Origin of the sequence: Lentisalinibacter orientalis (assembly GCF_040706535.1) — a bacterium.
Taxonomy (GTDB): Bacteria; Pseudomonadota; Gammaproteobacteria; order Steroidobacterales; family Woeseiaceae; genus Lentisalinibacter; species Lentisalinibacter orientalis.
In genome coordinates this window covers 12,663-25,338 of the sequence record NZ_JAPDRJ010000003.1, presented here as the reverse complement: position 1 = coordinate 25,338, position 12,676 = coordinate 12,663, and the positions used below count along the sequence as shown (strand labels likewise).

The following is a 12,676-nucleotide window of genomic DNA, read 5'->3' as shown; positions in this document are numbered from 1 at the left end:
CGTCTCCGCGCCCCATGGCCGGGGCCGTGAAAGGGCGCGAAGGATACCGGCCGCACCCGCGCAAATCAATGTCCGCAAAGGGTCGCAAGCCCGGCAAAGGCCCCCGCGGCAGCGCCCCTGCGCCGGGGGCCGCGGCCCGCCTCAGGCCGCGCTGCGCTCCACCACCGCGGCGATGCGAAGAGCAAGCTCCTCCACCTCGCCGGCGTCCTCGCCCTCCACCATCACGCGGATGACGGGCTCGGTGCCCGAGGGCCGCAGCACCACCCGGCCGCGGCCGCCCAGGAGCTCCTGCACCTCCGCGACGGCCTTCTGCACCGGGACCGAGCCGTCCAGATCGATGCGGCTCGCCACGCGGACGTTGACCATGTGCTGGGGCATCCGCGGCATGCCGGCGGTCAGCGCCTTCAGCGACTCGCCGCTGTCTTTCATGATGGCGAGCATCTGCAACGCGCTCACCAGCCCGTCGCCGGTGGTGGTTCGGTCCAGGCAGATGATGTGGCCGGAGGTCTCGCCGCCCAGGGTGCCGCCCGTCTCGCGCAGCAGCTGCATCACGTAGCGGTCGCCGACCTTGGCACGCCGGAAGTCGATGCCGGCCTCCCGCAGAGACAGCTCCAGGCCGAGATTGCTCATGACCGTGCCCACGACGGGCCCGCGCAGCTCGCCGGAACGCTGGCGCGCCAGCGCCACCACGTAGAGCAGCTGATCGCCGTCGATGATGTTGCCCTCGTGATCGACCATCACCACTCGGTCGCCGTCGCCGTCGAGCGCGATGCCCACGTCGGCACGCACCCCGGGCACGGTCAGCTGCAGGAGCTCCGGATGCAGCGAGCCGCAGCCGTCGTTGATGTTGCGGCCGTTCGGCGAGCAGCCGATGGGGATGACCTCGGCGCCCAGTGCACCCAGCACCCGCGGCGCCACCTTGTAGCCCGCACCGTTGGCGCCGTCGATCACCACCTTCAGGCCCCGCAGGCTCAGGTCGGGGGGCAGTGTGGACTGGCAGAACTCCATGTACTGGCGCCGCGCGCTGTCGATGCGCTGGGCCTGACCCAGGTGGGCGGAGTCCTTGGTGCGCGCCGGCTGCTCCAGCCCCTCCTCGATGGCGAGCTCGATCTGGTCGGAGAGCTTGCCGCCCTGGCGGTCGAAGAACTTGATGCCGTTGTCGTAATAGGGATTGTGGGAGGCGCTGATCACCACGCCGAGGTCCGCCTCGAACTTCTGGGTCAGGTGCGCGATGCCGGGTGTGGGCAGCGGCCCCAGCAGCAGCACGTCGGCGCCGGCGGCCACGAAGCCGGCCTCGAGCGCGGACTCGAACATGTAGCCCGAGACCCGCGTATCCTTGCCGATCAGCACCTTGCCGCCGTCGGGCACCAGCACCTCCGCGGCGGACGAGGCGAGCCGCATGGCGAATTCCGCCGTCATGGGGTGGTCGCCGACGCGCCCCCGGATGCCGTCGGTACCGAAATATCGTCTGCTCAAGTCCGTTCCCCTTGTTCCCTGGCCGCGGCAACAGCCGCCACTGCAGCGACTATCGCCAGCGCGTCCCGCGTCTCGGCCACGTCGTGAGCCCGTATGATATGGGCACCGCGCTCCGCCGCCAATGCCGCCAGCACCACGCTGCCGACCATGCGCTCCTCCACGGGACGCCCCGTGAGTGCCGCCAGCAGCGACTTTCTGGACAGCCCTGCGAGCACGGGGTAGCCCGTGCCACGCAGCGTCCCCAGGCCGGACAGCAGCGACAGGTTGTGCGCCACGGTCTTGCCGAAACCGAAGCCGGGGTCGATCACGATCCGCTCCCGGCCGATGCCGGCAGCTTCGCAGTCCGCTGCCCGCGAGACCAGGAACTCCGTCACTTCCGCCACGACGTCGTGGTAGCGGGGATCGGCCTGCATCGTGCGTGGCTCGCCCTGCATGTGCATAAGGCAGACCCCGGCGTCCAGGGCGGCCGCCGCCTCCAGCGCGCCCGGACGGCGCAGGGCACAGACGTCGTTGATCATCGAGGCGCCGGCGGCGACCGCCTCGCGCATGACCTCCGGCTTGGAGGTGTCCACCGAGACGGCCACGTCGAGTTCGCTGCGAATCGCCTCGATCACGGGCAGCACGCGGTCGAGTTCCTGCTGTACGGACACCGGCTCCGCGCCGGGCCGGGTGGACTCGCCGCCCACGTCCACGATGGCCGCGCCTGCATGGACCATCGCGCGCGCCTGTTCCAGCGCCGCGGCGCGCCCGGTGAAACGGCCGCCGTCGGAGAACGAGTCCGGGGTGACGTTCAGTACGCCCATCACGACCGGGCTCGAGAGATCGAGGACCGTCCGGCCCAGCTTCAGCGAGTCGCTCATGCGCCGATGCTCAATGTCCGATGCTCAGTGTGTCGATGCTCAGTGTCGATGATTCAGGACCGGCCGTTCCTGGCCAGGGGTCCCACCGCCCGGCGTTCGGGCCACCCAAACGAAACCGGCAGCCCTGGGGCTGCCGGTACGTGCGAATGGCGGGCTGCCGCTCAGTGCTGGCTTGCCGGACCGCCGATCTTGCCATCGCCTTCCTTCGCCGCCTTCCCGTCCTCGTCGCCCTGCAGACCCGGCGGCCGGCCGGTGTCGTCCCAGTCGACGGGCGGACGCGGCTCGCGGCCCTCCATGATGTCTCTGATCTGGCCCTCGTCGATGGTCTCGTACTTGATGAGTGCCTCGGCCATCAGGTGCAGCTGCTTCTCGTTGTCGATGAGGATCTGCTTCGCGCGCTGGTAGTTGGCGTCGATGATGGCGCGGATCTCCTCGTCGATGGCATGTGCCGTCTGGTCGGAGACGTTCTTGTGCTCGGTGACGGAGCGGCCGAGGAAGACTTCGCCCTCGTCCTCGCTGTAGGTCAGCGGGCCCAGCTTCTCGGACAGGCCCCACTTGGTGACCATGCTGCGCGCGATCTCGGTGGCCCGCTCGATGTCGTTTGACGCGCCGGTGGTCACCTTGTCCGCACCGAAGATCAGCTCCTCGGCGAGGCGGCCGCCGAACAGACTGGAGATCTGGCTCTGCAGCCGCTGCTTGGAGAAACTGTAGCGGTCCTGCTCCGGCAGGAACATGGTCACGCCGAGCGCCCGGCCGCGCGGGATGATGGTGACCTTGTAGACCGGGTCGTGATCCGGCACCCGCAGGCCCACGATGGCGTGGCCGGCCTCGTGATACGCGGTCAGCTTCTTCTCGTCCTCGCTCATGACCATGGAGCGGCGCTCGGCGCCCATCATGATCTTGTCCTTGGCCTTCTCGAACTCCTCCATGCCCACCACCCGGCGGTTGGCGCGGGCCGCGAACAGCGCGGCCTCGTTCACCAGGTTGGCGAGGTCGGCGCCGGAGAAGCCGGGGGTGCCGCGGGCGATGATGTTCGGCTGCACGTCGTCGCCGATGGGCACCTTGCGCATGTGCACCTTCAGGATCTGCTCGCGGCCGCGCACGTCCGGCAGCGGCACCACCACCTGGCGGTCGAAGCGGCCCGGGCGCAGCAGCGCGGGGTCGAGCACGTCCGGACGGTTGGTGGCCGCGATGACGATAATGCCCTCGTTGCCCTCGAAGCCGTCCATCTCGACCAGCAGCTGGTTCAGCGTCTGCTCGCGCTCGTCGTGGCCGCCGCCGAGGCCGGCACCGCGATGGCGGCCGACCGCGTCGATCTCGTCGATGAAGATGATGCAGGGCGCGTGCTTCTTGGCCTGCTCGAACATGTCACGCACGCGCGAGGCGCCGACGCCGACGAACATCTCCACGAAGTCGGAACCGGAGATGGTGAAGAACGGCACCTTGGCCTCGCCGGCGATGGCCCGTGCCAGCAACGTCTTGCCGGTGCCCGGCGAGCCCACCATGAGCACGCCCTTCGGGATCTTGCCGCCGAGGCGCTGGAACTTGCTCGGGTCCTTCAGAAAGTCGACGACCTCCACGACCTCTTCCTTGGCCTCCTCCACGCCCGCGACGTCGGCGAAGGTCACGCTGACCTGGTCCTCGCCGAGCAGCCGTGCCTTGCTCTTGCCGAAGGACATGGCGCCGCGGCCGGCCCCGCCGCCCTGCATCTGGCGCATGAAATAGACCCAGACGCCGATCAGCAGCAGGATGGGGAAGGAGTTGATGAACAACTGGGTCCAGAAGCCCTGGCCTTCCTGCTGCTTGGCGCGGAAGTCCACGTTGTTGTCCATGAGCTCGCCAATGAGGACGGTATTGTCGCTCTCGGGGCTGTAGGTCATGTAGCGCGCGTTGTCGTCACGGGTGAAGTGGATATTGCGGCCCTCGAAGACCACTTCTTCAACGTTGCCGCTGCGCACCTGCTCCAGGAAGTCCGAGTACGGCACCTCCTGGGACTGGGTGCCCACGGGACCGAAGCCCTGCGCCACGGACAGCAGGACGACGATGATGACGACAAAGACGATAATGTTCTTGGTGAGATCGTTCACTCCGGCCCCTCTTCCTTGGCCATGCTTAGACGCAGTCTAAACGTTAGACCGTACTACAGTTGATAGTTTCTCGCCAGCAGATAGACCTCGCGGCTGGCGGGCCGGGACGCCTTCGGCTTGACCACCCGGACCTGGCGGAAACGCTCCCGCGCGGCCCGTACGAAATCGTCGAATCCCTCGCCCTGGAACACCTTGCAGATGAAGGTGCCGCCGGGGCTCAGCGTGTCGCAGGCGAGTTCCAGAGCCAATTCAGCCAGATACATCGCCCGCGGTTGGTCAACGGATCGGTTTCCGGAGATGTTGGGGGCCATGTCGCTCAACACAAGGTCGGCACGCTCCCCGCCGAGTGCCGCCGTCAGCCGCTGTAGAACTTCTGACTCGGTAAAATCCCCCTGCAGGAACTGCACGCCGGGGATCTCGTCCATCGGCAGGATGTCGAGGGCCAGCACCCGGGTCTTCTCGCCCCACCGGCGCACCACGTACTGGCTCCAGGCGCCGGGTGCGGCCCCGAGGTCGATGACCAGGCCGGGGCGGCCCGGCAAGCGGGCCTTCTCCAGCAGCTCCTCCAGCTTGTACACGGCGCGGGAACGGTAACCCTCGTCGCGCGCGCGCTGGACGTAGGGATCGCGCTCCTGGCGCTGGCGCCAGCCGGCGGAACTGCCCTTCGGGTTGCTCATGGCCTGTTCATGACCGGCTCATGGACCGACCGCCGATGCCCGGCTGCTGGTAAACTGCGCAGCCATGGCACTCAGCGAGAAACAACGCAAGCATCTGCGCCGCCTCGGTCACGACCTCAAGCCGGTCATCCTGGTGGGCGACGCCGGCGCGTCCGAAGGCGTGATCCGCGAATGCGACCTCGCGCTGGAGCACCACGAGCTGGTGAAGGCGAAGGTGCACGGGGCCGACCGGGAAGTCCGCGACGCCGTCATCGACACGCTCGCCGAGGCCACCGGCGCCGAGGTGGTGCAGCGCATCGGGCACGTCGCCCTGCTCTACCGCCGCCACCCCGAGAAACCCCGCATCGTCGTCTGAGCCCGTCTGCGGGTGCCTGCGGACCGCCCCGTCAGACGTAGCGCACCTCCACGATCTCGTAGTGCTTGTCGCCGCCGGGGGCGGCCACGGTGACCTGCTCGCCCTCTTCCTTGCCGATCAGCGCACGGGCGATCGGCGAGGTCACCGAGATCAGGCCCGTCTTGATGTCCGCCTCGTCCTCGCCGACGATCCGGTAGGTGATCTCCTCGCCGCTCGCCTCCTCGATCAGCTGCACGGTGGCGCCGAACACCACCTTGCCGCCGTCGCCGAGTTGGGTGACGTCGATGATCTGGGCGTGGGAGAGCTTGCCCTCGATGTCCTTGATGCGGGCCTCGATGAAGCCCTGCTGCTCCTTGGCGGCGTGGTACTCGGCGTTCTCCTTGAGGTCGCCATGGGCGCGCGCCTCCGCGATGGCCTGGATGACGCGCGGCCGCTCCTGACTCTTGAGACGCTTCAGTTCCTCGCGGAGCTTCTCCGCGCCTCGCAATGTAATCGGTACTTTCGTCAAGCTGCCAACTCCTTGTGCAGATCCTGCAGTCGGTTGACCTCGTCATCGTCCAGATGCGCAAGGGCCTCGCACGTCGCCACGGCTGCCGCCAGCGTCGTGTAATAGGTCACCTTCTTGTGCACCGCCTCACCCCGGATGGAGTGCGAATCACGGATGGCCTGCTTGCCCTCCGTCGTGTTGACGATGAACGAGATTTCTCCGTTCTTGATAACGTCGACGATGTGCGGGCGCCCTTCCCTGACCTTGTTGATGCGCCGGCACGGCACACCGGCGGACTTGAGCGCTCTCGCGGTGCCGTCGGTGGCCACGATATCAAATCCTCTGGCCACTAGCAGCTCCGCCAGCGCGACGGCGCCGTCCTTGTCCCGGTCGCGCACCGACAGGAGCGCCGTGCCACGGCGCGGCAGGATCACGCCGGAGGCGAGCTGGGCCTTGGCGTAGGCCTCGCCGAAAGTGCGGCCGGTGCCCATCACCTCGCCGGTCGACTTCATCTCCGGGCCGAGGATGGGGTCGGCCTCCGGGAACTTGGCGAACGGGAACACGGATTCCTTCACCGAATAGAAGTGCGGCGTGACCTGCCCGGTGTAGCCCTGCACCGCCAGGGACTCGCCCACCATCACCCGCGCCGCCACCTTGGCCAGCGGGATCCCGGTGGCCTTCGACACGAACGGCACCGTGCGCGAGGCACGCGGGTTGACCTCCAGCAGATAGACGATGCCGTTCTGGATCGCGAACTGGGTGTTCATGAGGCCCACCACGCTCAGGCCGTGGGCGAGCTTCACCACCTGCTCGCGAATCTCGGCCTGGAGCTCCTCGTTCAGACTGAACGGCGGCAGCGAGCAGCCGGAATCGCCCGAATGCACGCCCGCCTGCTCCACGTGCTCCATGATGCCGCCGATGAGCACGTCCTCGCCGTCGCAGATGGCGTCCACGTCCACCTCGGTGGCCAGGTCGAGGAAGCGATCCAGCAGCACGGGGCTCTTGTTCGACACGCTCACCGCGGCCTCCATGTAGGCCACCAGGTCCTCCTCGCTGTAGACGATCTCCATGGCCCGGCCGCCGAGCACGTAGGAGGGGCGCACCACCAGCGGATAGCCCACCTCGGCGGCCAGCCCCGGAGCGGAGGCCTCGTCCCGGGCCGTACGGTTCGGCGGCTGGCGCAGACCGAGACCGTTGATCAGCGACTGGAAGCGCTCCCGGTCCTCGGCCAGGTCGATCGAGTCCGGCGACGTGCCGATGATGGGCGCCCCTGCCGCCTCCAGGTCCCGGGCGAGCTTCAGCGGCGTCTGCCCGCCGTACTGGACGATGACGCCCTCAGGCCGCTCGACATCGATGATCGCCAGCACGTCTTCGAGCGTCAGCGACTCGAAATACAGCCGGTCGGAGGTGTCGTAGTCGGTGGAGACCGTCTCCGGGTTGCAGTTCACCATGATGGTCTCGAAGCCCGACTCCCGCAGGGCCAGAGCCGCGTGCACGCAGCAATAGTCGAACTCGATGCCCTGGCCGATGCGGTTGGGGCCGCCACCGAGAATCATGATTTTGCGCCGGTCGGTAGGCTCCGACTCGCACTCCTCCTCGTAGGTGGAATACATGTAGGCGGTGTCGGTGGCGAACTCGGCGGCGCAGGTGTCCACCCGCTTGAATACCGGGACCACGCCGTGCTCTTGCCGCGCCGCGCGGAGCTCCGATTCCTCCGCACCGATCAGCCCGGCCAGCCGGGAATCCGAGAAGCCCTTGCGCTTCAGCTCCCGCAGCCGCGCGGCCGTCAGGATCTCGCGGCCCTCGCTGCGCACGCTCTCCTCCTCGCGCACCAGGTCACGGAGCTGAGCCAGGAACCAGGGATCGATGCGGGTGATGCGCGCCACCTCGTCCAGCTTCATGCCGTGGCGGAAAGCGTCGGCGACATACAGAATTCGCTCGCCGCCGGCGGCCCTGAGCTCGTGGCGCAGCCGCTCCATGTCCTCCTCGGCCGGCTGCGCCGGAATTCGCTCCACCAGGCCGTCGATGTTCGTCTCCAGCCCTCTGAGCGCCTTCTGCAGCGACTCCTGGAAGGTGCGGCCGATGGACATCACCTCGCCCACCGACTTCATCTGGGTGGTCAGCCGGTCGTTGCTGCCCACGAACTTCTCGAAGGTGAAGCGCGGGATCTTGGTGACCACGTAGTCGATGGTGGGCTCGAACGAGGCCGGCGTGGCGCCGCCGGTGATCTCGTTCCTGAGTTCGTCCAGGGTGTAGCCGACGGCGAGCTTCGCCGCCACCTTGGCGATGGGGAAACCCGTCGCCTTGGAGGCCAGCGCCGAGGAACGCGACACCCGGGGATTCATCTCGATCACCAGCAACCGGCCGTTCTCCGGGTTCACCGCGAACTGCACGTTGGAGCCGCCGGTCTCCACCCCGATCTTGCGCAGCACGGCGATGGAGGCGTCGCGCATGCGCTGATATTCCTTGTCGGTCAGGGTCTGCGCCGGGGCCACCGTGATGGAGTCGCCGGTGTGCACACCCATGGGGTCGAAGTTCTCGATGGAGCAGATGATGATGCAGTTGTCGTTGCGGTCGCGCACCACCTCCATCTCGTATTCCTTCCAGCCGAGCACGGACTCCTCGAGCAGCACCTCGTTGGTGGGCGAGAGGTCGAGGCCGTTGGCCACGATGCGCTCGAACTCCTCCTTGTTGTAGGCGATGCCGCCGCCGCTGCCGCCCAGGGTGAAGGAGGGCCGGATGATGGTCGGGAAGCCGATCTCGGCCTGCACCTCGATGGCCTCCTCGAGCGTATGGGCGATGATCGAGCGGGGCGACTCCAGTCCGATCTCGGTCATCGCCTCGCGGAACTGCTCCCGGTCCTCGGCCATGTCGATGGCATCCCGGGACGCGGCGATGAGCTCCACGCCGTGCTGCTCCAGCACGCCTTCCCGCACCAGGTCGAGAGCGCAGTTCAGCGCCGTCTGGCCGCCCATGGTGGGCAGCAGCGCATCGGGCTTCTCGCGCTCGATCACCTTGGCCACCGCGCGCCAGTGCACCGGCTCGATGTAGACGGCGTCCGCCGTCTCCGGATCGGTCATGATCGTGGCCGGGTTGGAGTTCACCAGGATCACCCGGTAGCCCTCCTCCCTGAGCGCCTTGCAGGCCTGTGCGCCGGAGTAGTCGAACTCGCAGGCCTGGCCGATCACGATCGGCCCGGCACCGATGATCAGGATGCTCTCGATGTCGTCGCGTCTTGGCATGGCGGCTCCTGACCGGCGCCGCCCGATCGGCGCCAGATCACTTTAAGAATCAACCCTAAGCTACTGTTATCTAAGGACCGACGCGGAGGCTTCCACCTCTCGACGCTGGGCTCTCGTGGCTTCGATCAGCTCCACGAAGTGCTCGAAGAGCGTATCGATGTCATGCGGCCCCGGACTCGCCTCCGGATGCCCCTGGAAACTGAACGCGGGCCGGTCCACCAGTTCGATGCCCTGCAGCGAGCCGTCGAACAGCGACCGGTGGGTGGTGCGGACGTTGTCCGGCAGGCTGTCCTCCGCCACCGCGAAGCCGTGGTTCTGGCTGGTGATGAAGACCCGCCCGGTGGCCAGTTCCTGCACCGGGTGGTTGGCGCCGTGGTGGCCGAATTTCATCTTCTCGGTCTTCGCGCCGGCGGCCAGGCCGAGGATCTGGTGGCCGAGGCAGATGCCGAACAGCGGCAGGCCCTCGTCGAGCAGCCGCCGGGTGGCCTCGATGGCGTAGTCGCAGGGCTCCGGGTCGCCCGGGCCGTTGGACAGGAACACACCGTCGGGCGCGAGCGCCAGCACCTCCTCGACAGGGGTCGTGGCCGGCACCACGGTGATGCGGCAGTCGTGCTCGGCCAGCCGCCGCAGGATGTTGCGCTTGATGCCGAAGTCGTAGGCCACCACGTGATTGGGCGCGATGCGGCGGGTCACCACCGGGTCGCGGTCGGGCCAGATGCTGCCCTGGGCCCACTGGTAGGCGCTGTCGGTGGTGACGAACTTCGCCAGATCCATGCCGGCGATGCCGGGGAATTTCCGCGCATCGCGCAGGGCCGTCTCGGCCATGTCCTCGCCGGTCATGATGCAGCCGGCCAGCGCGCCCTTCTCACGGAGCAGGCGGGTGAGCCGGCGGGTGTCGATGTCGGCGATGGCCACCACGTTGCCCCGGCGCAGGAACTCGCCGAGGGACTGCTCCGAGCGGTAGTTGCTGGCGACCATGGAGCGGTCGCGGATGACGAGACCCGCGGCGAACACCTTGCGCGACTCCAGGTCGTCGCTGTTGCAGCCGGTGTTGCCGATGTGGGGATAGGTCAGCGTGACGATCTGGCGGCAATAGGACGGATCCGTGAGGATCTCCTGGTACCCGGTCATCGCGGTGTTGAAGACCACCTCGCCGATGGTCCGGCCCTCGGCCCCGACGGAGATGCCGTGAAAAACCGAGCCGTCTTCCAGTGCCAGTACCGCAGGTGTCATCGTATGGCGGCCCCTCTTGCGAATCTATCGCGTCTATCGCGGTTTGCAGATGTGCAAAAGCGGAAGGAATCCCCCCTGGTACGCAACTGGGATGCCCTTCCGCCCGGGCCGCCACACTCTAGGGCGACCCGCCATAGTGTAATGCAGGCCTGCGGGTGACGCCAGATCGCATCCGGCGCCGCGGGGTTCAGCGGATGCCGAGCACGTCGGCCATGGCGTACAGGCCGGGCGCGCGCCCGGCGAGCCAGCGCGCCGCCGCCAGCGCGCCGGAAGCGAAGGCCGCCCGGTCCTGGGCCTGGTGCACGAGACTCAGGCGGTCGTAGTCGCCGCCGAACATCACCGTGTGTTCGCCCACGATGGCCCCGGCGCGGATCACGGAGAAGCCGATGGCGCCCCGTTCCCGGGGACCGCTCTCGCCCTGGCGGGCGTACACGGCCCGGTCCGCCAGAGTCTCGCCCCGGGCCGCCGCCAGCGTCTCGCCCAGCATCAGGGCCGTGCCCGAGGGTGCGTCCCGCTTCGCCCGGTGATGTGCCTCGGTGATCTCGGCGTCGTAGTCCGCGCCCAGCCGGGACGCGGCCTCGCGCACGAGGAAGTTCAGCAGCTGCACGCCGACGCTCATATTGCGGTCGTAGACCACGGGCACGGTGGCGGCGACGGCACCCATGCGCTCGAGTTCCGCCTGTGCCACCCCGGTGACGCCGCAGACCAGCGGCACCCGGTTGCGCTCGACCGCCTCCAGCACCGCCGCCGTGGCCACCGGCAGCGAGAAATCCACCACCACGTCGGCGCCGCCCAGCACCTGGTCCAGGTCCGCGGAGGTCACCGCCGCGGTGTCCGGCGCGCCCGGATGCCAGCTGGCGACGGGCTCCCCCGATCGGGCATCGCCCTCGCGCACCCACGCTGCGGCCAGCTCCAGATCCGGCTCCCGGGCCACGATATCGATGACGGCGCGGCCCATGCGGCCGGCCGCCCCCAGTACGGCGATGCGGGTGGTATCGATGACGCTGCCTCCTCCGGTAGCCCTGGTGGCCTGGTGGACCTGGTGGCCCTGGTGACCTTGGGCGAACAGCTTACCCCGCGGCCCGGCGGGCTGTCAGCAAACCCCGGGCGCCGCTCAGGTGATGCGCTCGAAGAAGCGCTTGACGGTGTCTTTCCAGTTGCCCGAGTGGGGGTTGTGGGTCTCGCCGCCTGCCTCCACCGAGGACTCGAACTCGCGCAGGAGACGTTCCTGCTCCGCGGTGAGGTTCACCGGCGTCTCGACGACCGCGCGGCAGAACAGATCGCCGTGGCGCGGGCTGCGCACCGTGATGACGCCCTTGCCGCGCAGCCGGAAGACCTTGCCGGACTGGGTGCCGGCCGGGATCTTCAGCGACACCTGGCCGTTCAGCGTGGGCAGGTCCACGGAGCCGCCCAGCGCCGCCGTGGCGAAGCTGATGGGCACGTCGCAGTGCAGATCCGCGCCGTCGCGCTGGAACAGCTTGTGGGGCTTGATGTGGATCTCCACGTAGAGATCGCCCGGCGGGCCGCCGTTGCGCCCGGCCTCGCCCTCGCCGGAGAGGCGGATGCGGTCGCCCTCGTCGACGCCGGGCGGGATCTTCACGGAGAGGCTGCGCTCGGTCATGACCCGGCCGCGCCCCTGACAGTCCTCGCAGGGATCGGTGATCCGGGTCCCCTCGCCGCGGCAGGACGGACAGGTCTGCTGCACCGAGAAGAAGCCCTGCTGCATGCGCACCTGGCCCACGCCGCCGCAGGTATCGCAGGTCTCCGGCGTCGAGCCGGGGGCCGAGCCGTTGCCGTCGCAGGTCTCGCAGCCGGTCAGCGAGGCCACGTCGATCTCCACCGTGTCGCCGGCCACGGCGCGCTCGAGCTCGAGCTCCAGGTCGTAGCGCAGGTCCGCGCCGCGGAACACCTGGCTGCGCCCGCCGCGGCGGCCGCCGCCGAAGATGTCGCCGAAGACGTCGCCGAAGATATCGCCGAAGGCGTCCGCCGGGTTGAAGCCGCCGCCGCCCATGCCACCGGCACCGCTGACGCCGGCGTGACCGAACTGGTCGTAGGCCGACTTCTTGCGCGGATCCGACAGGATCTCGTAGGCCTCCTTGGCCTCCTTGAACTTGATCTCGGCGTCCGCGTCGTCCCTGTTGCGGTCGGGGTGGTACTTCATCGCCAGACGCCGGTAGGCCTTCTTGATCTCGATCGCCGAGGCGTCGCGGCCGACGTTCAGTACCTCGTAGTAGTCACGTTTCGACATGCGCAGGTCCG

At 68.4% G+C, this 12,676-nt stretch carries 10 protein-coding genes; 1 reads left to right on the top strand and 9 read right to left on the bottom strand.

Annotated features, from left to right (window positions below):
• Positions 1–141 precede the first annotated feature (141 nt).
• From glmM to ACJMK0_RS11580, 4 genes are all read right to left on the bottom strand, one after another.
• Positions 142–1,476 carry a phosphoglucosamine mutase gene (gene glmM, locus ACJMK0_RS11595; RefSeq protein WP_405238576.1) on the bottom strand — a complete coding sequence of 445 codons (1,335 nt, stop codon included), beginning with the start codon at positions 1,474–1,476 and terminating at the stop codon, positions 142–144.
• On the bottom strand, positions 1,473–2,336 hold the full coding sequence (gene folP, locus ACJMK0_RS11590; RefSeq protein ID WP_405238574.1) for a dihydropteroate synthase: 864 nt from the start codon (positions 2,334–2,336) through the stop codon (positions 1,473–1,475). Before folP ends, glmM begins: the two co-directional genes overlap by 4 nt.
• Positions 2,337–2,497: 161 nt before the next feature.
• Positions 2,498–4,423, bottom strand: coding sequence for an ATP-dependent zinc metalloprotease FtsH (gene ftsH, locus ACJMK0_RS11585; RefSeq protein WP_405238572.1), 1,926 nt, complete (start codon positions 4,421–4,423; stop codon positions 2,498–2,500).
• A 53-nt stretch (positions 4,424–4,476) separates the two neighbouring features.
• Positions 4,477–5,100: an RlmE family RNA methyltransferase gene (locus ACJMK0_RS11580; protein ID WP_405238571.1), complete on the bottom strand. Its 624-nt coding sequence runs from the start codon at positions 5,098–5,100 to the stop codon at positions 4,477–4,479.
• 64 nt (positions 5,101–5,164) lie between these two features.
• Here ACJMK0_RS11580 and yhbY point away from each other — a divergent pair, with 64 nt between their 5' ends.
• Positions 5,165–5,455 carry a ribosome assembly RNA-binding protein YhbY gene (gene yhbY, locus ACJMK0_RS11575; protein ID WP_405238569.1) on the top strand — a complete coding sequence of 97 codons (291 nt, stop codon included), beginning with the start codon at positions 5,165–5,167 and terminating at the stop codon, positions 5,453–5,455.
• Positions 5,456–5,486: 31 nt separating this feature from the next.
• On the opposite strand, the gene greA is transcribed toward yhbY, so the two are convergent.
• From greA to dnaJ, 5 genes are all read right to left on the bottom strand, one after another.
• Positions 5,487–5,963: a transcription elongation factor GreA gene (greA, locus tag ACJMK0_RS11570; RefSeq protein WP_405238567.1), complete on the bottom strand. Its 477-nt coding sequence runs from the start codon at positions 5,961–5,963 to the stop codon at positions 5,487–5,489.
• Positions 5,960–9,184, bottom strand: coding sequence for a carbamoyl-phosphate synthase large subunit (gene carB / locus ACJMK0_RS11565; protein WP_405238565.1), 3,225 nt, complete (start codon positions 9,182–9,184; stop codon positions 5,960–5,962). The genes greA and carB overlap by 4 nt, the downstream gene beginning before the upstream one ends.
• A 66-nt stretch (positions 9,185–9,250) precedes the next feature.
• Complete coding sequence (gene carA, locus ACJMK0_RS11560; protein ID WP_405238563.1) at positions 9,251–10,417, bottom strand: glutamine-hydrolyzing carbamoyl-phosphate synthase small subunit; 1,167 nt, start codon at positions 10,415–10,417, stop codon at positions 9,251–9,253.
• Between the two features lie 187 nt (positions 10,418–10,604).
• Positions 10,605–11,393, bottom strand: a complete 789-nt coding sequence (gene dapB, locus ACJMK0_RS11555) for a 4-hydroxy-tetrahydrodipicolinate reductase (protein WP_405239040.1) — start codon at positions 11,391–11,393, stop codon at positions 10,605–10,607.
• Between the two features lie 138 nt (positions 11,394–11,531).
• On the bottom strand, positions 11,532–12,665 hold the full coding sequence (gene dnaJ / locus ACJMK0_RS11550) for a molecular chaperone DnaJ (RefSeq protein ID WP_405239038.1): 1,134 nt from the start codon (positions 12,663–12,665) through the stop codon (positions 11,532–11,534).
• Positions 12,666–12,676: the final 11 nt, after the last annotated feature.